Raw genomic sequence first — 22,270 nt, forward strand, 5'->3', positions numbered from 1 at the left:
AGTACTCACTCTCCGTTGAGTCTGGTGCGGTCGATCGCTGTCGTTCCCGCCCGTCCTGACGTTCACCGGGTAGCCCTACCGGTTTTCCGCATGCTACTCGCGGGTAACTTACCGAACATATTACCGGTGGGTAGCGCCCTCGGCAAAGAGGGTCGCCGGCAATGTGACGCGATGAACACCCGCCGGTGACGCGCGCACCCGGTGGACCGGCCGGTCTCTCGGCGAACCCGGAGCTACGGTGAGGTATGCGCATCGAGACGACAGCCGGTCCTGCGGAGGTGGAGCTCGACGAGGCCGGAACCCCCAGGTTTCTGCTGCTGCTCACCCACGGTGCGGGCGGTGGTGTCGAGGCAGAAGATCTACTGGTGGTGCGGGATTCCGCCGTCGAGGCCGGTGGTGTGGTGGCTCGGGTGCTGCAGCCCTACCGGGTTGCCGGACGCCGGGCGCCAGGCTCGGCGGTGAAACAGGACGAGGCGTGGCTGGAGATCGTTACGGCCCTGCGTGACCGCTATCCAGGGTTACCGCTTGTTCAAGGGGGCCGCAGCAACGGCGCCCGGGTCGCGTGTCGAACCGCGGTCGCAGCCGAAGCGCGCGGCGTGATCGCGCTGTCGTTTCCGCTCCATCCACCCGGAAAGCCGGAACGCAGCCGCCGTGACGAGCTGCTCGCGACCGGAGATATCCCGGCGGTGGTGATCAACGGTGCTCGCGACCCGTTCGGGGTGCCCGAGGCTGCCGACGCGGCCGAGGTGCGGGTGATCGAGGGGCAGGCGCATGCCTTCCGCAAGGGGTTCGAGGAGATCGGGGCGGCGGTCGCACCCTGGTTCGCTCGCTGGAATGGTTGAGTTGCCGATTTCGACCACTTTTCCTCGGATTCGGGCAGATATGCGTCTTTCGCCTGAAAGTGGGCGAAATCGGCAACTCACCGGCGTTCAGGTGGCGTCACGGCATCCGGCCGCTTCGCGACCAGCAGTGCGTCGATCGCGTCCGGCCCTTCGGTGGGGCGCAATACCCGCTCGGCGGCCCGGATGGTCAGCCCGGTGCCGGCCAGATCCGCCCCCAGCTCGTCGGGGGTGAACAAGATCTCCGGGTCCTGTGGCCCACCGTAGCCCTCGGTCAGGTTGGTGCGGTCGTGGCCGAGGATCAGCAGCATGCCGCCCGGGGAGAGCATCCCCGCCAGCTGCCGCAGCAACGTGCGCCGCCGGTCGGCGGGCAGATGCACGAAGACCAGCAGGATCAGTTCGTACCGCCCGGCGGCGTCGAGGTCGGTGATATCGGCGCACCGCCAGTCGATCCGGGAGCGAACGGAACGGGACAGCCGGGCCGCCGCCGTCCGGCCCTTGTCGATACCCACCTGGGAGAAATCGACGGCATGCACCTGCCAGCCGTGCGTGGCCAGCCACATGGCGTGCCGCCCCTCACCGCAGGCCAGGTCGAGCGCCCGCGGCAGCTCGGGCACCTCGCCGCCCGGCTCGTCCGGGCACAGCGCGATACTGCGATCCAGGCCGTAGACATGCTCCACCACCGTGCTGTTCGGCGGTGCGCCCCAGATCAATTCGCTGCGCGCATACCGCGCATCCCATTCGGCGGCGTCCATACCGTCGAGTCTATGACCCGACCGTGTCAGAGCGTGGTCTTCATCAGCACCACGTTGTACTGCGAGTGCACGGTGGTGAGGAAATACAGGTCCCGGCCGGTCTGATACGGGAAGATCGACGGTGCGTACGCGGTGGGCAGCTCCCGGGTGTCGATGAGCACCTCGGGTGCGCTCCACGGGCCCTCCGGGGAAGGTGCCCGGCGCATGACGACCGAATCGAACGGATCAGTGGTCAGCGAGATGAACTGCCCCAGGTGATCGTTCCACTGCACCGACAGTTCGCCGACACCGGCCATGATCGGCGCCGCGGCATCCACATCGCCACGCTTCCAGCCGCCGCCGTCCCAGTACTCGTAGGCACCCAGGTTCTCGATCTCGGCCGCCGGCACCCGCGCGATGAACGCCTCGTGATTGCGGCCCGACGGGGTGCCGTACTCGTAGACGAAGCCGCCGCTCTTCACGAAGGCGTTCATCTGGAACTTGCGATGGCCGCCCTCGTTGGGCCGGCGGGTGTGGCCTAGGTCGGCCCAGGTCTCGCCGTTGTCGGAGGACGCGGCGAGGCCGGAGAAATTGGTGGTCCAGGCGCCGGGAGCATCCCAGGTCTTGACCGACATCAGGCTCATGTACTGGACGCCGTTCACCTCGATCCCGGCCGTCGGGATCCGGCTGATCTCTACGAACGGGATCTTCGGGCTCGGGATGAGATCGCGCGCCTGGCCGAAGAAGTCGCGCACCACGCTGTCGAAGAAGATGCCGCCGGACGGGTCCTTGGTATGGCTGCGGACCAGGATGTTCGAACGCCAGGCCCAGGTGCTGCCGGCCAGCAGGTTCGGCAGGCCGAGGCCGGCGGTGTCGCCGAACGCGGTCAGCATCTCGCCGCGCCCGTTGTCCCACATGATCCCCAGGTCGGTGCCCAGCACGTTGTAGTTCTGCGTGTTGTTCGGGCTGGCCATGCCGGTGACCTGGAAAACCGCCCGGGTGCGTCCGTGCAATTGAGGCAGCCCGTGGGTGCCGTTCAGCACCGGGATCGGGTTGATCGCATTCGGGTTGGCCTCGACGGGTGCGGGTGCGGTCAGCAGCAGCGTCGCTGCCCCGAGTACCGCCGACAGCGCGATCGATCCGGTCCTTCTCACCTGGTGCATGCCTCCACGTCGGGCCGGATCGCACCCACGACGATGTTGCAGGTCACAAACCGGCTACTGGTGAATCGCAGCGATGCTAACAGGCTATCGATGTGAAATGCGGCACTTCAATTTGTGAGTTGTCGGTAACCGAATCGGTCCTGCCCGGGGCCGATCTGCCGGGTTGGTCTGCGGCACAGGTCACCGCGCGGAAAGATCGGTGTGAACCACGGTGACCGCAGCGTGCGTGCACGGAGAGGAACTACAGCGATGACCGACACCATCCTGATCGATCGGCGTGCCGACGGGATCACCGTGCTCACGGTGAATCGCCCGGCCCAGCGCAATGCCATCGACCTGGCGACGGCCCAGGGCATCGAGGCCGCGGTGGACGCCTTCGAAGCCGACGACGCCGCCCGGGTGCTGGTGCTCACCGGAGCCGGTGGCACCTTCAGCGCCGGAATGGACCTGGTGGCCGCGAGCCGCGGGGAACTGCCGGTGACCCGGCGGCGCGGTCCGCTCGGGATCGCGGCCGAGCCGCCGGTGAAACCGATGATCTCCGCAGTGGAAGGGTTCGCGCTGGCGGGCGGATTCGAACTGGCGCTGTCCGGCGACCTGATCGTCGCTGCCGCCGACGCCCGGTTCGGCATCCCGGAGGTGCGGCGCGGCCTGGTCGCCGCCGGCGGTGGCGTGCTCCGGCTCACCCAGCGGCTCCCACGGCCGATCGCGGCCGAGCTGGCGCTCACCGGTGGCCGGATCTCGGCCGAGCGGCTCCATCAGCTGGGAATGGTCAACCGGGTCGTGGAACCGGGAACGGCCCTGACCGTTGCGCTGGAGCTGGCCGCCGAGATCGTATCGGCCGCGCCGCTCGCCGTCGCCGCGAGCAAGCGGATCATCGACGAGTCACCCGAATGGTCGCGGGCCGAGGCGTTCGCGAAACAGGGGGAGATCGCCTTGCCCGCGTTGACCTCCCGGGATGCCGCCGAGGGGGCGCTGGCATTCGCGGAGAAGCGGGCGCCACACTGGACCGGGCGGTGAACGGTGGTCTCCGGCGGGATTGTGCGGCATGATCGCTGCGGCCGGACCCGGCCGTGAGATCGAGAGGACCATAGTGCGAATCTGTCTGGTCGCCGCAGCGCTGGTGGCGCTGCCGGTGCTGTCTGCATGTGGTGGTGACGACGAGGCCGCGGCCCCGGTCACGCATGAGGAACTGTCCGCGGCGCTGCGTCAGGACGGCCTCGAATCCAGCCCGGAACTGGCCGATTGTGCCGCGACGGTATTCCTGGAATCGGGAATTTCGGACGACGGCCTGCGGGTGATCGCCGACGGTACCGACGTGGGCGACCCCAGTGAGCTGTTCAGCCCCGAGGACATCGACAAGGCGGTCGCCGCCCAATCCCGCATCGCCACCGACTGCGTGACGACCGGCTGATTCATATCGCGACCGACAACTCCACCGCGACGGTGTCGCCGTCGTCGATCGACTCGGCGCGGCGCACCGCCTTCTTCACCGGCAATATGTAGGTACCCCGGTGTTTGTCCGGGAAGACCGAGGTGGACCAGTCCGTATCACCGATCCGCACCCGGACCGGGACCGAGCCGAATCCGCCGACCCGGTGGCCGTACTGCTGTTCGATATCGTCCGCGATCTCCTCCGGCACCGACAGGAAGTACCAGGAACCGCCGGAATGCAGCCAGACCGCTGCGGTGAACCGGTAGGGAGCCATGGTGCCGAGGCTAGCTGCCTGGTCCGACAGGTTTTCGAGTTCGCGGATGTAATTGTGCGGGAGCGTCTTTCACTCCGCCCGGGCTAGCATCGTGGCGTGAGTGCGCCCGAACTGGTCCTGGAGTACGTGAATGCCCTGAAGTGGCCGATCCTCGGGATCGGGGTGGCGCACTGGCTCCGGCAGTCCATCGTCGACTTGATCGGGCGACTCGAGACGGCGAAATTCGAGGCGGCCGGAATCTCGGCGGAACTCGAGGCCCGCGCCATCGAAACCGCGACCGCCGTCGAAGCTGCCGGTCTGCGGGTCGGCGACGAGCCGGACGCGACCCCGGTGGCCGCCGACCCGGGTGTGGACGCCGCGTCGGGCGACAGCGACGCCGCATCGTGGTTCTACGTCCCGCACGATCCGGCGGTCGTCGCCGCACTGCACCTGTCCGCGGCGGACCGTCGGCGCGTCGACGCGGCCATCGCCGACCTGCAGCATTTCGCGGCGTACGAACCGGACCCGAAGAAGATCGACCGATACCCCGGCCCCATCCTGCAGGTCGAGAGCTCCGCCGTCACCGGCTATGTGCTGCAGGCCTATTGGGACCCCGCCATCGGATCCACGCCGGTGCTGTGGCCCGGCACCCCCGCCGGCCTGCAGGCCAACTTCCGGCGGCTCGACCGCCTCGCCCAAGCCACCGACGGACGGTCCCGGCAGGTCACCCGCGCAACCGCCGTCGAATACGACCGCGCCGCCCGCTCCTGGGCCGGCCAGTATGCCGCCTATCTGCGATCCGTCTTCCGCCGCGCCGACCGGCTCTGGGCCGACGGCCACGACCAGCCACTGCTGCACGGTTCGGCCGACACCGACGGCCCGGACGTGAGCCGGGCCGTCGGCTGACCTGGAGACGCCCGCCGCCGGCTTGCGTGCCGGCTAGCGAGCGGCGAGTTCGCTCACCTTGGTCATGATCGCCTCGAGTGAGGTCATGACCGTCGAATGCTTGTTGTCGACGTCGGCACGGAGATCGGCCAGGCCGGTCTTCAGTTCGGTGACGTCGGTCTTGAGGCCGGTGACGTCCATCTTGAGTTCGGTGACGTCGGCTTTGAGGCCGGTGACGTCCATCTTCAGGTCGGTGACATCCGACTTGAGGTCGGCTATGTCACTGTCTACCCGGTCCATCCGCCGATAGACCTGCTTGAAATGTTCGTCCAGCGCACACAGATGGCTCGTGCTCTCCGCGAGCTTCATCGTGTGATCGGCGACGATGGCCTCCAGATGCGCTACCCGCACCTCGATCGGAACTTCCGACATGATGCTCCCTCCCTGGTGTACAGCGAACCGGATGCGCAGCCCGAAGCCTCGGGAAGTGGCCGAAAAAACGAACAGGCCTCGACCTGTCCATCAGCCGGTCGAGGCCTACTCGTTCTGTGCGAGCCGATGACGGGAATCGAACCCGCGCTGTCTGCTTGGGAAGCAGAAGTTCTACCATTGAACTACATCGGCCTGCGCTTTCGCGCGAACGCGACTCTATCAGACCGGGGACTGTGCCGGTCAACTTCCGGGCACGGTGCGAGGGGGAGTGGCGGTGGCCGAGCTGGGGGAACGGGTAGGCGTTACGCTCTCCGGCGTGCTGCTTTCCGATCGTGACATCCGTGCGGAGGTCGCCGCTGGGCGTCTGGGGGTCGAGCCGCTGGTCGAAACCATGGTTCAGCCGTCGAGTATCGACGTGCGGCTGGACGGCTTGTTCCGGGTGTTCGACAACTCCCGCTACACCCATATCGACCCGGCGCAGCGACAGGACGAGTTGACCAGCCTGGTCGAGCCGCCGCCCGGGGAGCCGTTCGTGCTGCATCCGGGTGAGTTCGTGCTGGGCTCCACCCTGGAATTGTGCAGCCTGCCCGACGATCTGGCCGGGCGGCTGGAGGGCAAATCCAGTCTGGGGCGGCTGGGGCTGCTGACGCATTCGACGGCGGGGTTCATCGATCCGGGGTTCAGCGGGCACATCACGCTGGAGCTGTCCAATGTGGCGAACCTGCCGATCACCCTGTGGCCGGGGATGAAGATCGGCCAGCTGTGCCTGTTCCGGCTGAGCAGCCCGGCCGAACATCCGTACGGCAGTGCGGCGGCCGGTTCCAAGTACCAAGGTCAGCGCGGCCCGACGCCTTCTCGTGCCTATTTGAACTTCCCACTGCCGACCGTCCCGGGCCGAAATCCCGAGCCCCCCGACGAGGTGAACTGATCGCGGCAGTGCATCCAGCGGTGCGGCCGCGCGGCGCCGGCGATGCACGTCCGTGCGTCCGGATGCACTGATCGGGCGGGATCTGCACACTCGGTCCGCCGGTGGCTTCAATCAGCCGGGCGCTGGTCGTAGCGGTCGGCGTAGCGGGTGGGGGATTCGCCGAACATCTTGTGGAAGTCCCGGGACAGGTGGGCTTGGTCGGAGTAGCCGAGATCGGCCGCCACCGCAGCCCAGTCCGGGGCGGGATCGTCGGCCAGTCGTTCGGTGATCTCGTGCAGGCGGTACCGGCGGATCACCCACTTCGGCCCGAGGCCGACGTACTCGGCGAAGAGGCGCTGCAGTTGCCTGATCCGCAGCCCGAAGCGGTCCGCGACCTCGGTGACCCTGGTCAGGGCCGGGTCGTCGGCGATGGTGGTGGCGATCCGGCAGGCCAGCTCGGCCCGCGGGTCGGGGCCGGGTAGCCGGGCGATGAGGAACCGCTCGAAATCCGGCACCGCGGCCCGAGGCGGCGGACTCTCGCTGAACACCTCGGCCGCATCCAGGCTCCGGTTGCGCAGCCGGTGCAGCGGTGTCCCGGCGAACGGCCGGAACATCCCCGGCCGGAAGGCCACGCCGACCACCGAGCCGACGCCGCTCAACAGCTGGAAGCGGTGCGAATCGACCGGACCCTGGACGCGGACGGCGCCGTCCCGGGCGGTGAGATGGACGTTCGGCAGCGGCATCAGGAGCTGCCGGTACGGTTCCGGATAGTCCCAGGTGACCGACCAGTATCTGGCGACATAGGGGGCCAGCGCGGCCGACGGTTCCGTGAAGGTGTGCTGCTGATGTTTCCGCCATGCGCCGCCGAGTTCCCGCACGTCGCGCTCCACACGGCGATTCTAGTTCCGCGCCACCATCGCTCCCGCAGCGGATTCGGCGGACCGGGCTCGTTTCGGGCAGCGGTGCCGAATCGAGTGCCGCTCATGTCGAGATCACGGCCGCCGGTGTCGCGTTTGTTCAAGACATCCGTGCGGTGGGGCTGTTTGCTGGAGACATGCTCGAAACCGAACGCATGGCGCGCGCCGCCGCGCCGATACCGAAGCTCATCCGCGATCTCTCGCCGGACCGGCTCACCGGCCCGACGCCCTGTGCCGAGTTCGATGTGCGGCAGCTGATCAACCACTTGCTGTTCTGGGCTCCTTCGCTGGCGGCGGCCGGACGGAAGGAACTGGTCCCGCCCCCGGCCGCGAACGACACCGAGATCGACCTCACCACCGGGGACTGGGCGGCCGCAGTGGAGAGCGGGCTCGACGAGCTGGTGGCCGCCTGGTCGCAGCCCACGGCCTGGGCCGGTACCACCCGGATGGGTGGCAATGCCGAACTGCCGGCGGCGATGGTCGGCGGCATGGTGGTCGGTGAGTTGATCGTGCACGGCTGGGATCTGGCCCGTGCCATCGGCGCCCGGCCGGTCTGGGACGTCGATCTGCTCACCTACGCCTACGCCGAGGCGGCGCATACCGCGGCGCAGGGCCGGGAGATGGGGGTCTACGGGCCGGAGGTAGCGGTCGCCGCGGACGCCCCGGTTCTGGACCGTCTCCTCGGCGTGACCGGACGCGATCCGGACTGGACCGCTCCGGCCGGCCGGTGAGAACACCGGCCCTGCCGAACATCCCCGTTGCGGCAGGTGCCGGTGCGCGGCCCGGGATCGGGTCCGGGCCGCCGATCGTCGGGCGGCCGTCAGCTGCGACTGCCCGCGGCCAGTGCCGCGGTGAGCACCGCCGACAGCGGGGGCAACGCGCCCGCCGGCGGGTTCACCCAGTGGCAGCCCTCGCGCGTCCACCGGCCCAGGCCGGTGGGCAACATGACAGCACTGCCGATGCCCGGGATGTCGATCCCGAGCTGCTCGAGCCGACCGAGTACCTGACTGCCCGGTGTGCTGTCCGGCGCGGCGAGCACACTCCAGCGGATGTGCCGGGCGAGCATCGGTGCGGTGGTTCCGCAGCGCTCCATGGCGGTACGGATCTCCTCGGCACGCCCGGGCGGCAGGTGTACCACGCACACCTGCCCGCTGACGGGCAACATGACGAACCCGCCGCGCTCCCGGACCGGTAGTCCGTAGTCGCGCCGATAGCAGTCGACCCAGTCGTCGACGGTCCTGGCCTCCACATCTCCAGGGTCCCGCCCGCGGTGTGGATCGGGAACGGCCCGAGCCGGTCCCATCACTGCCTTTGCACTGCCCAAAGCCGAGGCCCCGGCGCGCCGACACCTCGACACGCCGTATGAAGTTGCGGCGCGCCGGAGTTCATCCCGGCCGGGTCCGAGGAAATGTGGCCCGCCTCACTATCCGCTCGTACCCTGGGGGGAGTTGTACGTTCGAGTCGGGGAGGCGCCGTGGTCGGGGAATGGACGGGGAGGCAGGCCCGCGCGCTCCGTGATGCCAAGCGGATGAGTATCCGCGAATTCGCGGCCCACCTGGGCGTACACGAGCGGTTGGTGTCCAAGTGGGAGGCCGGTGGGGAGCGGGTGCGGCCGCGCCCGGTGAACCAGGCCGCCCTGGATACGTCTCTGGCCAGGTCGGACGAGGTGGTGCGGGCCCGGTTCGCCGCCTTGCTGGCCCAGCGCACGCCGGCCGGCGAGTCGCGGCCGAGTGCCTACGCCGGCGATGCCGAACTGCTGGCGCTCATCGACGCCGGTGCGATGAGAGGCGATGCGCTGGCAGCGATTTCGGAGAGGGATCTGATCATGGCAGCTGCCCACGAGGCCAGCGAGCACGCCGCCCGCGCCGAGAGCACCAATGTCGGCGCGAGCGCACTCGCCCAGCTCGATGCCGATGTCCGGCGGATCGCCGGTGACTATGTGCACCAGGCTCCGGTGCCGATGGTGGTGGAGATGCTGCGGGTGCGCAGACGGGTGTACCGGTTGCTGGACGGCCATCAGAAGCCGGTCGACACGTCGCAGCTGTACCTGCTCGCGGGCACCCTGTCCGGGTTGCTGGCCAACGCCAGCACCGATCTCGGCCATCTGGATGCGGCGGGCGAGCAGGTCCGCGCCGCCTGGGCGTATGCCGAGCTGTGCGGCCACAACGGCCTGCGGGCATGGACCAAGGGGATGCACGCCCTGATCGAACTGCGGGCCGACCGGTTGCACGCCGCGGTCCGGCTGGCGCGCAGCGGGCAGGAATTCGCCGAATCGGCGACGGCGCGGGTGCGGTTGCTGAACATCGAGGCCAGGGCGTGGTCCCAGCTGGGTAACGAGGCCGATACCGATCGGTGCGTGCGTGCGGCCGAAGCGGCCCGGGGCAGTGGGCCGCGCGACGAACTGCACGACGAGATGGGCGGTGTGTTCGGCTTCAACGAGCCGAAGGCCCAGTACTACGCCGGTGCGACGTATATCCATCTGGGCCGGGCCGCACCGGCGATCTCCGCGACCGAGCGCGCGATCGAGCTGTACTCGAACGGCCCGGCCAAACACCGGTCCTACGGTGCCGAAGCCCTGGCCAGGGTGGACAATGCGGCAGCGCATCTGCTCAGCGGCAGCCTGGACGGCGCGACCGAAGTGCTCAATCCCGTCCTCGGTCTCGCGGAGGAGAAGCGAATCGCCCAGTTACGGGACCGGCTGGCCGGGTTGCGCCGCCGGATCGCCGCGCCCGCGTTCCGGGAGGCCGCCGCGGCCCGGGAGCTGGACGAGCGGATCGAGGAGTTCTGCGGTGCTTCGGCCGCAGTCGCGCTACCGGGCGGCAGCTGAGCACCGCCGGTCTCCGGCGGACCGGACACATCGGCGCCGGTCGGTTTCGTGGCAGGCCTGCGGAGTCGGGTGCATCGGGCACCGACCGATGCCGATGGGGCGGTAGCGGCGGAGACTGCTGGTCTCGGGATAGGCCTCGGCAGCGGGTGCATCCGGCAGAGTCCGATCCCGATGGCCCGAGGTGGTGGCGCTCGAACCGAGGCGGGGCTGCTCGCGGGTTGCCGGGAGTGGCACCATGGACCGGGTGAGCCCGAGTCAGCACCCGTACCTCCCGCCGCGCACGCTGGAGCAGTCCAGCAAGCTGCAGAATGTGGTCTACGAGATCCGTGGGCCGGTGCATGCGCATGCCGCCCGGCTGGAAGCCGAGGGGCATCGGATCCTCAAGCTCAACATCGGCAATCCGGCGCCCTTCGGTTTCGACGCGCCGGATGTGATCATGCGCGACATCATCGCCGCGCTGCCGTATGCGCAGGGGTACTCGGAGTCGAAGGGCATCCTGTCGGCCCGGCGTGCCATCGTGACGCACTACGAGCTGGTGCCGGGCTTCCCGGAGCTGGATGTCGACGATGTGTATCTGGGTAACGGCGTCTCCGAGCTGATCACCATCACCATGCAGGCGTTGCTCGACAACGGCGACGAAGTGCTGATCCCGGCCCCGGATTATCCGCTCTGGACGGCCATGACCAGCCTGGCCGGCGGCACCCCGGTGCACTATCTGTGTGACGAGGCCAACGGCTGGCAGCCCGACGTCGCCGATATCGAATCGAAGATCACCGACCGGACCAAGGCGCTGCTGGTCATCAACCCGAACAACCCGACCGGCGCCGTGTACTCCGCCGAGGTGCTGCAGCAGCTGGTCGATCTGGCGCGCAAACATCGGCTGCTGCTGCTGGCCGACGAGATCTACGACAAGATCCTCTACGACGACGCCAAGCACACCTGCCTCGCCTCGCTGGCGCCGGACCTGCTGTGCCTGACCTTCAACGGCCTGTCCAAGGCGTACCGGGTGGCCGGTTACCGGTCCGGCTGGCTCGCCATCACCGGGCCGAAGGAGCATGCCTCCGGATTCCTGGAGGGTATCGACCTGCTGGCCTCGTCCCGGTTGTGCCCGAATGTCCCGGCCCAGCATGCGATCCAGGTGGCGCTCGGCGGGCATCAGAGCATCGAGGACCTGATCCTGCCCGGCGGGCGTTTGCTGGAACAGCGTGATGTCGCCTGGGAACGGCTGAACATGATCCCGGGCGTCTCGTGTGTGAAGCCCAAGGGCGCACTGTATGCGTTCCCACGGCTGGATCCGGAGGTGCACGAGATCCGCGACGACGCCAAACTGGTGCTCGACCTGCTGCTCCAGGAGAAGATCCTGATGGTGCAGGGCACCGGGTTCAACTGGCCGGCGACCGACCATCTGCGGATCGTGACCTTGCCGTGGGCGCGGGATCTGGCCGTGGCGATCGAGCGGTTCGGCAACTTCCTGGCCGGCTATCGGCAGTGAACTGGCAAAACAGACCCCTAGTACGGAAATCTACGAAATTTAGTGACTTGCTGGCGCAAAACTGGATCGTTTGTGTACAGTAGGTTGCGGCACCTCGGGTGCCCGGCCCGGTTGTCTACCCCCCCTGGACAACCGCAGGCCTTAGGGGTCAGAGCGCCTATCCCCCCTGGGCGCCGGCCCTGCGGGCGGCGGAGACATCCCCCTGCTCTCCGCCGCCTGCCCCGCCTCTCCGCTTATTCTGGCCAGACTTTCGATGGTTCTTGTGGCGCGTCGGCGACTGCGGTGGGCGAGGTCATCATCGCCCGTTCCCGGTGAGTTGCCCATGTTCTTGCGAGATCAGTTGGTGCGTGGCGTACATCTCGGATGGGGGCATCCTGTTGAAAACGATATCCCTTAGGCTCTGTCCGTGAGCGATCACCACCATCACCATCATGACCACTCCGGGCCGATTGCGATCGGGGCGACGGCTGCCCGGGTCGTCGTCGGGCTCCTCACCGGGATCGGGGTCCTGGTGGTCGTTGCCACCTTCATGCTCTGGCCGGACTCGCGTTCGGTCGCGATCCCGCTGCCGCTGCAGAACGCGACCGGTGGTGCCGTCCAGACCGAGGCGGGCACGGTGGTCCGGCAGGACATGGGGACCTGCGGTAGTCCCTCGCAGGGCAAGGTCTTCACCGGTCAGCCGCAGCCACCGGGCGTCGCCACCTACACCTGTCAGCGCAATATCATCGAGATCGAGTCCGGCCCCGATGCCGGCTCCTTCACACTGTTCGAAATCGCACCGGGACCCGGCCAGCCGGAGTTGCAGGCCGGTGACGAGATCCGGGTCGGCCGCCAGGCCGACCCCACCGTCCCGGGCGTCACGCTCTATTCCTTCGAGGACTATTCCCGCGGCCTGCCGCTGACGCTGCTGGTCGTGGCGTTCGTGCTGGTGATCGTCGTGGTGGCGCGGTGGCGTGGTCTGCGGGCGCTGATCGGCCTCGGATTCGCCTTCGCCGTGGTCGTGGTGTTCCTGCTCCCGGCGCTGCTGGACGGTAAGCCACCCATCCCGGTGGCGCTGATCTCCGGTGCGCTGATTCTCTATGCGGTGCTCTATCTGGCGCACGGCGTGAACCTGCGGACCAGTTCCGCCCTGCTCGGCACTCTCACCTCGATGCTGGTGGCCGCCGTACTCTCCTGGGTCGCGCTGGGCAGCACCCATCTGACCGGCCTGTCCGAGGACCAGACCAATAATGTCGCGGTCTACCTCGACCACGTCAGTATCACCGGACTGCTGCTGGCCGGGTTCATCATCGGCTCACTCGGTGTGCTCAACGATGTCACCATCACCCAGGCATCGGCCGCGTTCGAACTCGCCGCACTGGACGAGGGAGCGAGCCGACGGGAGATCTTCGCGGCCACCATGCGAGTGGGCCGGGACCATATCGCCTCCACGGTCTACACCCTGGTGCTGGCCTACGCCGGTGGCGCACTGCCGCTGCTGCTGCTGTTCAGCGTGTCCGGGCGGGCGATCGGGGATGTGCTGGTCGGTGACGCGGTGGCGGTGGAGATCGCCCGTTCCGCCGTCGGCGGTATCGCGCTGGCCCTGTCCGTTCCGCTCACCACCGGCATTGCCGTCCTGCTGGCGCGCCCGTTCGGTGGTTCCCGGCCGACGACACCGCAGCGGCGGCCCCGGCACGCGAAAGTGCCTGCCTGAATTACAGCCCGGGCAGCGTCGGCAGCACGATCGGCGGCAGCCCGGGGACGACGGTGATGGTGTTCGGGCCGGGCGGGGGCGGTGGCGCCGGGTCCTCGGCCGTCGGCGCCGCCGGCGCCTGGGTCGGCGGCGCCGCGGTTTCGTGGATCGGTTCGGGCGTCGTGGTCGTCGGTGGCACGGAGACGTACGGGCTCAGCGAATTCGACTGTGGTGTGGAGGTGCTGGGGACCGTCGCGGAATCGTCCGGGGACTGGGCGCCGCGTTCGAGTACCTGCGGGCCATACCCCAGGCCCAGGCCGATTGCGGCCACCACCACCAGCGCCGACACCGTCAGCACCGCCGCGTTCAGCTCCCGTCGGCTGTGTGAACCGCGATCGGACAGGGCGGCCAGCGGTTTACGACTGCGCCGGGCCGGCGCAGTCAGCCAGGCCGGGGTGTTGTCCTCGTCGTCGAGCACCGGGGCAGGCGCCGGTGCCGGTTGCTGCCGCACCGGCCGGGCCAGCAGCGCGGCGCCCCGGGCCAGCACCGTCTCCGGGTCGGGCGGCACCATCGCGGGAACGCCGATGGTGCGCTCCAGCACCCGGGCGATCAGCGGGATCCGGGCGCCGCCGCCGATCACCAGCACCGCCTGCACCGGGTGCTGCGAGCGGACGATGGCGTCCCGGGTCATCCGGGCCGACGATTCGACGGCCAGCATCATCAGTGATTCGAAATTCTCCTGGGTGAGCAGCACCAGACCCTGCTCACTGGGCAAGGCGACCGCGGTTGTCTCCGACAGTTGCTCCTTGGCCGAACGGCACAGCGAGTCCAGGGCGGTCAGGCTGGCCGGATCCGCCGGGTGCGCGATGCGGCCGGAAGCGATCTGCTGTTCCCGGATCAGCGTATCCAGATAGTCGCCGCTCACCTCGTCGATGCGTTCGCTGTGCCGAACATCGCCGGTGCGGGCGTTGATCACGCTCACGGTCAGTCCGGAACTACCCAGGTCGTATACCGCGATGGCGGAGACTTCACTCAGATCGCTGGTGGCGTGGGCGAATTGCAGGGCGGCGACGGCCTCCGGTACCAGTTGATAGTTGGTGAGCTGCTGGCGGGCCATCGCCGCCCGGATCGCACGAGCCTGTGGCTCGTTCCGGAAGGTGATCGCGGTGGCCGCGGTTTCCGGTGCCGACGCCACCGCAACGGCGATCGCCTCGGCGGCGGACTCCACCACCCGATGCTCCGGCATCGGGACGGTCTGCACCTCGAACGCGTGGGCTGGGACCTCACCGTTGGCGCCCGAAGCCGCCGGTCGCGCCAGCCGCACCGCGCCGGCCCCCACCGAAACTCCCAGTACCGAACTCATCAGCTGCCCATCTCGACTCGTACCGCACGACGTTCGGATTTGTCACCCGTTGTCGATTCGTTACTCTACGGGGTGCCGAGTCCGGCGTACACCCATCCGGCGTCGCGCCAGGTGCTGCGGTCGAGGCAATTGCGGCCGTCGATGATCGACCGGGAATGCACCACCGGGTCCAGATCCCGTGGGTGCAGTTCGGTGAATTCCTGCCACTCGGTCAGCACCACCACCACATCGGCGCGGTCGCAGGCCTCGGTCACCGAGGTGGCGTAGTTGAGGGTCGGGAACACTCGCCGGGAGTTCTCCACCGCTTTGGGGTCGTAGACGGTGACCGCGGCGCCGTTCAGCTGGATCATGCCCGCCACATTCAGAGCCGGAGAGTCACGGACGTCGTCGGATTCGGGTTTGAACGCCGCCCCGAGCACAGCCACGTTGGCCCCCAGCAGCGATCCGCCGCAGGCCCGGGCGGCCATATCCACGACCTTGGCGCGCCGGCGCATATTGATGTTGTCCACTTCGCGCAGGAACGCGACCGCATGCCCGGCACCCAGCTCCCCGGCCCGGGCCATGAACGCACGGATGTCCTTGGGCAGGCAGCCACCGCCGAAACCCAGCCCGGCATTCAGGAACCGGCGGCCGATCCGGGCGTCGTAGCCGAGCGCATCGGCCAGGACGGTGACATCCGCACCGGTGGCCTCGCACACCTCGGATACCGCATTGATGAACGAGATCTTCGTCGCCAGAAATGCGTTCGCCGATACCTTCACCAGTTCGGCCGTCGCCAGATCGGTGGACAGGAACGGTATCTCGGCGGCGAGCAGATCGGCGTACACCTCGCGGATCTGTGCCTCGACCCAGTCGGCCGCCGCGCGCCGGGTATCCACACCGAGTACCAGCCGATCGGGGCGGAGGGTGTCGCGCACCGCGAACCCTTCCCGCAGGAACTCGGGGTTCCAGGCCACCTCCACCGGCACCGAGGCGCGGGCGCGTGCCCGTTCACCCAGTTCCGCCGCCGTCCCCACCGGGACGGTCGATTTGCCGACCAGGACGGCCGGCCGGTCGAGCAGCGGGGCGAGGGTGTCCACCACGGCGTGCACGTACTTCAGGTCGGCGGCGTACTCGCCCTTTTTCTGCGGGGTGCCGACGCCGAGGAAATGCAGGTCGGCATGCGCCGCCGCGGCCTCGTAGTCGGTGGTGAAGCGCAGCCGTCCGGCCGCGAGATTTCGCTGCAGTACCTCTTCGAGACCCGGCTCGTAGAACGGCACCACACCATCGGACAACTTGGCGACCTTGCCCGGGTCGACATCCACGCCGAGCACCTCGTGCCCGAGTTCGGCCATACACGCCGCGTGGGTTGCCCCCAGATACCCGGTTCCGAAGACTGTGCATCGCATGATCGATTGGTAATCCGCGGGCGTGGCGACGCCGCGTCGATGAAGCAAGGGCACGCGCAACAGCAGGTGTACAGGTGGCGACATGGGTGCAGGGACGGTCCGGCGACGGTGGCGGCGGGCGGTGTTCGCCGCGCTCGTGGTAACTGCCCTGCTGATCCTCGCGCTGCTGCCGGTGTACAGCTACCCTCGTACCGACGCGCCCCGCCCCGCCGACGCGATCCTGGTACTCGGCGGCGCCCACGACGGCCGTGAAGAACTCGGCTTGCAGCTGGCCCGCGACGGTTACGCACCGCGGGTACTGATCTCCGACCCGTACGAGTACAGCCCGATGGTGAACCGGATCTGTCACGGCGGCTACTCGTTCGAGGTGATCTGTTTCGATCCGCAGCCCCGCACCACCCGGGGCGAAGGGCAGGCGATGGCGCGGATGGCCCGCGCGGCGGGCTGGCAGCGCATCATCGTGGTCACCTTCACCCCGCACGTTGCACGGTCACGGTACATCCTGGGCAGCTGCTGGGATGGTGAGCTGCTGTTCGTAGATCACTCGCCGCCGCTGTCGCCGTACCGGTGGGCATGGAACTACGGCTACCAGTCCGCGGGGTTCGTGAAGGCCGCGGTGCTCGGTTGCTGAGCGTCCGTCCGATCGGTCAGCAATCGCAGCAGCAGCACTTGTCCGCGCAGTCGCAGCAGTTGCAGCTGCAGTCGCAGACATCCCAGCAGCCCCGTTTGGACCAGGACTCCTTACGCTTGCCCGAGCACGGATTCGTATGCTCCACGCAGCAGGCGGCGCCGGTGCAGTAGTACCGCGCGGTCCAGCCGACGGACTGCCAGGGACGAGGACGAACAGGTGGTTTCGAGAGATCCGGTCCGCCGGTCAACCGTCGGTTCAGCACCCGCAGCGGATCGAGCAGTGCCCAGCGCACGGCGGGTGTCGCCGCCAGACCGGATTCGTCGGCCACCCGGCCGATCTGCACGGTGTTCGCCGCGATCAGGGCGCGGGCCCGTTCGAGGTCGGTACCGGTGGCGGGTAGCGGGTTGAAACGTCCACGGGCCCGGTCGGATCGGTAATCCTCGACGGCATCGGCCAGGTGCGCAATGGTTCCCAGCCGGGAACCGATATCACGCAATGGATCTGCGTTCTGCGGCCGGCCCGCCGATATCGCGCTGTGTGCGAAGAGTTCACCCGCGCATCGGCTCGCAGCAGCAGTGAGCTCGCTCAGCTGCACGGTCGAACCGGGCCGTGCGGCGCGCTGTTCCAGCTCGGGCTGCCGGGCGACGGCGGCCAGTAGCGGATCGGGGTCGAGACCGACCGCGAGTGCGCGATCCCGGCCCTCGGACTCCCAGCGGTCGGCGAGCCGCCGCATCGTTCGCCGGGTGGCTACCGGAGTTTCCCGGTCGGCCAGATGATCCCGCAGCTGCGCGGAACCGAGCAGCAGGGAAGCGGTCGTGGCCAGCGCGACACCCGGCGAATCGGCGCCGGCCACCCGGGCGCGCCGGAAGCCGCGCAGGGCGCACGGACCGGCTCGGCGATCGGCTGTGGTCGTCCCGGCCTGCACATCGGTCAGCACCCCGAGTACCACCGCATCGGTATTCGTGGCGATCCGGGCCGACTGGCCGTGCCGGTCACGCAGGCCGAGACACAACCCGCACAGCTGTGCCTGCCACAATCCCGGATCGATCCCATGCCGCTGTGCGCCGTGCGGACACGGCCGGAGCATTCCGAACAACTCCCCACCTCCGGCGCATGATCTTGCGCGGTGGGTAGTCGCGTGTCAATGCGGCCGGATCAGGTCAGGTTCCGGACCGCGGCAGTCTCGTACTCGGCGACCCTGGCATCGAGAACGGTGGCCTGCTGTTCAGCGCCCGGCCCGTCCTGCCGGAACGCTTCGACAGCAGCCTGCGTCTCCCATCGTTCGAAGACGTTGATCCGGGCCGGGTCGACGAGATCGGCGGTGATGGCGAAATCCAGGCAGCCGGGAGCACGGCGGGCCTGTTCGACTATCGGGATACAGCCGGCCAGGTAGGCCGCGCGCTGGTCCGGGTCCACCACGAGATATCCGGCGACGATCACCATGTCCGGGCGCTCCTCCGTTGCGGTTCGGGGTCACCTGTGTAGACGGGAAGGGGAGACTGTATTCATCGGTGCCGAGCACCCGGATGCCCGATGCGTTCGAGGCTGCCGTGATCGGGGCCGCCGTCCGCACGGGCGGTGACCGCCCCGGTCGCGCCGTCCACGAGGCTGTGTTGTCGGGGTTGTACGGGCCGGCAGGGCCGTGTTCACCGCATGCCTGTGGGCTCGCCGGCGGCCGATCGTGGAACGGCCGGGAGTTGTTTCGTCCCCGACGTGACGCCGCAATGCCCGGCCTGCGCATTTTGCAACAGCCCGAACCGCACGGTCGGCGACGATCTGTGTGCGAGCAGCGCATCCGAGATGCTTGGCTCCGGGCGTTTCGGTGCCGCCCCGGAGGATTCCGGCCCTGCAGGCCCATCCGGGCGCCGCCGCGAGGCCGATTCGAACAGATGCAGCTGGGCCCGGTTTCCTGTGCAGGAAACCGGGCCCAGCTAGGACTGTTCAGTTGTCGGCTGTGGTCAGCCCTTACGCCCGGGGGCCTTTGCGCCGGCCTTGAATCCCAGACCGCCCGGCTTGGCGGTCGGCGGCGCCACCGGCGGGGTGCCGTTGCCGTTCTCGGTGGGCTCGGCGGCCGGCTCCGGCTCGGCGGCGGACTCAGCGGCCGGTTCAGCCGCAGATGCCGACTCCGGCTCCGGCTCGGCGGCCGGCTTCGCGGCGCCCGGGGCCTTGGGGCCGGGGCGTTTGAAGCCGGACTTCATGGCCAGTCCCTTGGCGGCGACGGTCGGCTTGGTCTCGGTGGGAGCCGAGGCCTGCTCGGTGGTCTCCGCAGCCGGCTCGGCCGATTCGGCGGGGGCAGCAGTCGGCTCGGCAGGCGTGGCCTGGGCTGCGCCGGGGGCCTTGGGGCCGGGACGCTTGAAACCGGACTTCATGGCCAGTCCCTTGGCAGCGACCGTCGGCTTCGTCTCGGCCGGAGCTTCCGCCGGGGTCTCGGCCGGCTCGGCTGCCGGAGCTTCGGGTGCCTTGGCACCGGGCGCCTTGGCGCCGCCCTTCATGGCGAGGCCCTTGCCGCCGGGTGCTTTCGCACCGCCCTTCATGCCCAGGCCCTTGACCGGTGGGGTCGCGGGGGCCTCGCCGGCCGAGTCGGCCGGAGCTTCGGGTGCCTTGGCGCCGGGTGCCTTGGCGGCACCCTTCATGGCGAGCCCCTTGCCGCCGGGTGCCTTCGCGCCACCCTTCATACCCAGACCCTTGGCCGGGGCCGGTGACTCGGTGGTGGCTGCATCGTCGGCAGCAGGCTTCGCGCCGGGTGCTTTGGCGCCGCCCTTCATACCGAGGCCGCCGCCACCCGGTGCCTTGGCCGCGCCCTTCATACCGAGGCCGCCCCCGCCGGGTGCCTTGGCCGCACCCTTCATGCCCAGGCCGCCGCCGGTCGGTGCCGCCTTGGTGGCGGTGGCCGCGCTCGCGGTGGCCGCAGCCGGTGCGGGTTCCGGTTCGGGCTCGGGTTCCGGTTCGGCCTTCGGCTCCTGGATGACGACCAGGTTCTCCGACAGCTTCGCCGGGTCGACCCGCTCGATGGAATCCAGCATCAGCTGCGCGACGTCGACGACCTCGACGCCCTCGCCCTTACCGTCTTCCTGGCGGGCGGTGACACCGTCGGTCAGCATGACGCGGCAGAACGGGCAGCCGGTCGCGATCTTGGTGGCGTTGGTGGTGTCGAGGGCCTCGTCGACGCGGTCGATGTTGATCCGCTTGCCGAGCTGCTCTTCCATCCACATCCGGGCGCCACCGGCACCACAGCACATGGAGCGGCTGCCGTGCCGCGGCATCTCGACCAGGTTCGAGCCGGAGGCTTCCATCAGCTCACGCGGCGCGTTGTAGATCTTGTTGTGCCGACCCAGGTAGCAGGGGTCGTGGTAGGTGACGTTCTGGGTCACCGAGGCCACCGGCACCAGCTTCTTCTGCCGCACCAGGCGGTTCAGCAGCTGGGTGTGGTGCACGACCTCGTAGGTGCCGCCGACCTGCGGGTACTCGTTGTTGAGCGCGTTGAAGCAGTGCGCGCACGTGACGACGATCTTCTTCTTTTTCTGCTCGACGCCGTCGAACACCTCGTTCAGCGTCTCGATGTTCTGCTCCGCGAGCTGCTGGAACAGGAACTCGTTACCCGCGCGGCGGGCGGAGTCACCGGTGCAGGTCTCGCCCTGGCCGAGCACCATGAACTTGGTGCCCGCGGTGGCCAGCAGCTCGGCGACGGCCTTGGTGGTCTTCTTGGCCCGGTCCTCGTAGGCGCCGGCGCAGCCGACCCAGAACAGGTACTCGTAGCCGTCGAAGCTCTCGGCGTCCTTACCGTAGACCGGGACGTCGAAGTCGACCTCGGAGATCCAGTTGAGCCGGTCCTTGGCGTTCTGGCCCCACGGATTGCCCTTGTTCTCCAGGTTCTTGAACAGGCCGGCCAGCTCGGAGGGGAACTCCGATTCGATCAGCACCTGGTAGCGGCGCATATCGATGATGTGATCGACATGCTCGATATCCACCGGGCACTGTTCGACGCAGGCGCCACAGCTGGTGCAGCTCCACAGCACCTCGGGGTCGATCACACCGTTGACCTCGGCGGGGCCGACCAGCGGCCGCTCGGCCTCGGTGCGAGCCGCTTCGGAGATCTTGGCCAGAGCGGCCTCGTCCGGCTTGCCGTCGGCGTCGACCAGGCCGATCTCGTCGCCACCGGGATCCTTGCGGCCACCGGCCAGCAGGTACGGCGCCTCGGCGTAGCCGTGGTCGCGCAGCGACATGATCAGCAGCTTCGGCGAGAGCGGCTTACCGGTGTTCCAGGCCGGGCACTGCGACTGGCAGCGACCACACTCGGTGCAGGTGGTGAAGTCCAGCCAGCCCTTCCAGGAGAAGTCGGTCATCCGGCCGGCGCCGAGGGTGTCGGTGTCCGGGTCGACGTTCTCCATGGTGAGAACCTTGCCGTCGGACATCATCGGCTTGGCGGCGCCCAGCGCGACATCGCCGTCGGCTTCACGCTTGAAGTAGATGTTCGGGAACGCGGCGAACCGGTGCCAGGCCACACCCCAGGTCATGTTGCGGCCGACCAGCAGCAGGAACAGGCTTCCGGAGAGCAGCTTGATCAGCGCGAAGATGGAGACCAGCGTCGGGCTGGCGGGCAGCAGCTTCGCGACGTTCATGGTGAAGAAGTCGGTGGCGGCGTTCGCATGCCCGTAGGTGGCGATCTTGCCGGCCTTCACGAAGATCATGCCGAGACCCTCGACCAGCACGATGCCTTCGATGATGTAGGCGGGACCGAACTTGGAGCCGCTGAACCGCGACAGTCGCGCGGGAACCCGCGGGTGGTTCAGCTGGCGGATCACGATCAGCGTCACGATGCCGACCACGGTGCCGATGCCGAGGATCTCGTCCCACAGGTGGTAGATCGCCCAGTCGCCGAAGATCGGCCAGTGGAATTCGGGGTTGATCGACTGGCCGTAGGCCTCGAAGAAGAGGATGAAGCCACCGAGGAAGCCGATCATCACCAGCCAGTGCGCCCAGCCGACCGTGCGGAACTTGTTCATCCGCGTATGCGCCAGGAACTCGATCAGCATCGTCTTCAGGCGCGGGAAGAAGGGCCGCCAGCGGTCCGGCGCGGACTGGCCGAGCGTCACCGCACGGCCGATGTTCCAAACGCCGCCGAAGAACGACGCCCAGCACAGGAGGCTGAGCGCCATGCCTATCAAGCCCAGCGTCACGGTCAGGGCATTCATGTCGCGACCTTTCTTTAGAGGCAACACGAGGGTCGGAGGGCGATGTCGCGATCACCCGGTTGGCTCGTATCGTAACTGCCCGTAAGTTACCGGCCAGTAACTACCGGTGTCCACCGTAGGATCGGGTTTTGTGCTCTGGCCTC

The 22,270-nt window shown here is 68.5% G+C and carries 21 protein-coding genes and 1 tRNA gene; 10 read left to right on the forward strand and 12 right to left on the reverse strand.

From position 1 onward, the window contains the following. The first annotated feature begins 245 nt into the window (after window positions 1-245). Entirely contained in the window at window positions 246-842 is a 597-nt protein-coding gene (locus AC1HFH_RS02975; RefSeq protein WP_480245898.1) for an alpha/beta hydrolase family protein, read from the forward strand. Window positions 843-919: 77 nt separating this feature from the next. On the opposite strand, the gene AC1HFH_RS02980 is transcribed toward AC1HFH_RS02975, so the two are convergent. Further along, complete coding sequence (locus AC1HFH_RS02980; RefSeq protein WP_480245899.1) at window positions 920-1,594, reverse strand: class I SAM-dependent methyltransferase; 675 nt, start codon at window positions 1,592-1,594, stop codon at window positions 920-922. 26 nt (window positions 1,595-1,620) lie between these two features. Then, window positions 1,621-2,736 (reverse strand): DUF4185 domain-containing protein, encoded by a 1,116-nt coding sequence (locus tag AC1HFH_RS02985; RefSeq protein WP_480245900.1) that lies wholly within the window; start codon window positions 2,734-2,736, stop codon window positions 1,621-1,623. Between the two features lie 249 nt (window positions 2,737-2,985). On the opposite strand from AC1HFH_RS02985, the gene AC1HFH_RS02990 reads away from it, so the two are divergent. Together AC1HFH_RS02990 and AC1HFH_RS02995 are read left to right on the forward strand one after the other, a co-directional pair. Beyond that, the gene (locus tag AC1HFH_RS02990) at window positions 2,986-3,753 is read left to right on the forward strand and encodes a crotonase/enoyl-CoA hydratase family protein (protein WP_480245901.1); all 768 of its coding nucleotides are present in this window, start codon (window positions 2,986-2,988) and stop codon (window positions 3,751-3,753) included. 73 nt (window positions 3,754-3,826) lie between these two features. Next, window positions 3,827-4,147 (forward strand): hypothetical protein, encoded by a 321-nt coding sequence (locus AC1HFH_RS02995; RefSeq protein WP_480245902.1) that lies wholly within the window; start codon window positions 3,827-3,829, stop codon window positions 4,145-4,147. A gap of 1 nt (window position 4,148) precedes the next feature. Here AC1HFH_RS02995 and AC1HFH_RS03000 read toward each other — a convergent pair whose 3' ends face one another. Continuing rightward, window positions 4,149-4,442: a DUF1905 domain-containing protein gene (locus AC1HFH_RS03000; protein ID WP_480245903.1), complete on the reverse strand. Its 294-nt coding sequence runs from the start codon at window positions 4,440-4,442 to the stop codon at window positions 4,149-4,151. 96 nt (window positions 4,443-4,538) lie between these two features. On the opposite strand from AC1HFH_RS03000, the gene AC1HFH_RS03005 reads away from it, so the two are divergent. Beyond that, entirely contained in the window at window positions 4,539-5,327 is a 789-nt protein-coding gene (locus tag AC1HFH_RS03005; protein WP_480245904.1) for a hypothetical protein, read from the forward strand. 33 nt (window positions 5,328-5,360) lie between these two features. On the opposite strand, the gene AC1HFH_RS03010 is transcribed toward AC1HFH_RS03005, so the two are convergent. Further along, on the reverse strand, window positions 5,361-5,738 hold the full coding sequence (locus AC1HFH_RS03010) for a hypothetical protein (RefSeq protein ID WP_480245905.1): 378 nt from the start codon (window positions 5,736-5,738) through the stop codon (window positions 5,361-5,363). Window positions 5,739-5,859: 121 nt separating this feature from the next. Next, window positions 5,860-5,930: transfer RNA gene (locus tag AC1HFH_RS03015), tRNA-Gly, on the reverse strand. Between the two features lie 124 nt (window positions 5,931-6,054). Between AC1HFH_RS03015 and dcd the strand changes: the two genes are divergently transcribed. Further along, a complete protein-coding gene (gene dcd, locus AC1HFH_RS03020) occupies window positions 6,055-6,666 on the forward strand; it encodes a dCTP deaminase (protein WP_480245906.1) in 612 nt (203 codons plus the stop codon). A gap of 107 nt (window positions 6,667-6,773) precedes the next feature. Here dcd and AC1HFH_RS03025 read toward each other — a convergent pair whose 3' ends face one another. Continuing rightward, the gene (locus tag AC1HFH_RS03025) at window positions 6,774-7,535 is read right to left on the reverse strand and encodes an AraC family transcriptional regulator (protein ID WP_480245907.1); all 762 of its coding nucleotides are present in this window, start codon (window positions 7,533-7,535) and stop codon (window positions 6,774-6,776) included. A gap of 164 nt (window positions 7,536-7,699) precedes the next feature. Between AC1HFH_RS03025 and AC1HFH_RS03030 the strand changes: the two genes are divergently transcribed. After that, window positions 7,700-8,293 carry a TIGR03086 family metal-binding protein gene (locus AC1HFH_RS03030; protein ID WP_480245908.1) on the forward strand — a complete coding sequence of 198 codons (594 nt, stop codon included), beginning with the start codon at window positions 7,700-7,702 and terminating at the stop codon, window positions 8,291-8,293. An 89-nt stretch (window positions 8,294-8,382) separates the two neighbouring features. Here the strand turns inward: AC1HFH_RS03030 and AC1HFH_RS03035 are convergent, their stop codons facing one another. After that, window positions 8,383-8,811 (reverse strand): hypothetical protein, encoded by a 429-nt coding sequence (locus tag AC1HFH_RS03035; RefSeq protein ID WP_480245909.1) that lies wholly within the window; start codon window positions 8,809-8,811, stop codon window positions 8,383-8,385. Window positions 8,812-9,090: 279 nt separating this feature from the next. On the opposite strand from AC1HFH_RS03035, the gene AC1HFH_RS03040 reads away from it, so the two are divergent. From AC1HFH_RS03040 to AC1HFH_RS03050, 3 genes are all read left to right on the forward strand, one after another. After that, window positions 9,091-10,389, forward strand: a complete 1,299-nt coding sequence (locus AC1HFH_RS03040; RefSeq protein ID WP_480245910.1) for a helix-turn-helix domain-containing protein — start codon at window positions 9,091-9,093, stop codon at window positions 10,387-10,389. A 235-nt stretch (window positions 10,390-10,624) separates the two neighbouring features. Further along, window positions 10,625-11,881 carry a pyridoxal phosphate-dependent aminotransferase gene (locus AC1HFH_RS03045; protein WP_480245911.1) on the forward strand — a complete coding sequence of 419 codons (1,257 nt, stop codon included), beginning with the start codon at window positions 10,625-10,627 and terminating at the stop codon, window positions 11,879-11,881. A gap of 406 nt (window positions 11,882-12,287) precedes the next feature. After that, window positions 12,288-13,574, forward strand: a complete 1,287-nt coding sequence (locus tag AC1HFH_RS03050; RefSeq protein WP_480245912.1) for a YibE/F family protein — start codon at window positions 12,288-12,290, stop codon at window positions 13,572-13,574. 1 nt (window position 13,575) lies between these two features. Here AC1HFH_RS03050 and AC1HFH_RS03055 read toward each other — a convergent pair whose 3' ends face one another. Both AC1HFH_RS03055 and AC1HFH_RS03060 read right to left on the reverse strand, forming a co-directional pair. Then, window positions 13,576-14,916, reverse strand: coding sequence for a DUF7159 family protein (locus tag AC1HFH_RS03055; protein WP_480245913.1), 1,341 nt, complete (start codon window positions 14,914-14,916; stop codon window positions 13,576-13,578). 65 nt (window positions 14,917-14,981) lie between these two features. Next, entirely contained in the window at window positions 14,982-16,304 is a 1,323-nt protein-coding gene (locus AC1HFH_RS03060; protein ID WP_480245914.1) for a UDP-glucose dehydrogenase family protein, read from the reverse strand. 82 nt (window positions 16,305-16,386) lie between these two features. On the opposite strand from AC1HFH_RS03060, the gene AC1HFH_RS03065 reads away from it, so the two are divergent. After that, the gene (locus AC1HFH_RS03065; protein WP_480245915.1) at window positions 16,387-16,935 is read left to right on the forward strand and encodes a YdcF family protein; all 549 of its coding nucleotides are present in this window, start codon (window positions 16,387-16,389) and stop codon (window positions 16,933-16,935) included. 16 nt (window positions 16,936-16,951) lie between these two features. On the opposite strand, the gene AC1HFH_RS03070 is transcribed toward AC1HFH_RS03065, so the two are convergent. The 3 genes from AC1HFH_RS03070 to AC1HFH_RS03080 form a co-directional block, all read right to left on the reverse strand. Continuing rightward, window positions 16,952-18,022, reverse strand: coding sequence for a DUF5685 family protein (locus AC1HFH_RS03070; protein ID WP_480247675.1), 1,071 nt, complete (start codon window positions 18,020-18,022; stop codon window positions 16,952-16,954). 68 nt (window positions 18,023-18,090) lie between these two features. Next, window positions 18,091-18,378, reverse strand: coding sequence for a putative quinol monooxygenase (locus AC1HFH_RS03075; RefSeq protein WP_480245916.1), 288 nt, complete (start codon window positions 18,376-18,378; stop codon window positions 18,091-18,093). 515 nt (window positions 18,379-18,893) lie between these two features. Further along, entirely contained in the window at window positions 18,894-22,127 is a 3,234-nt protein-coding gene (locus tag AC1HFH_RS03080) for a (Fe-S)-binding protein (RefSeq protein WP_480245917.1), read from the reverse strand. Window positions 22,128-22,270: the final 143 nt, after the last annotated feature.

The sequence above is a fragment of the Nocardia sp. KT25-26 genome (assembly GCF_056627695.1).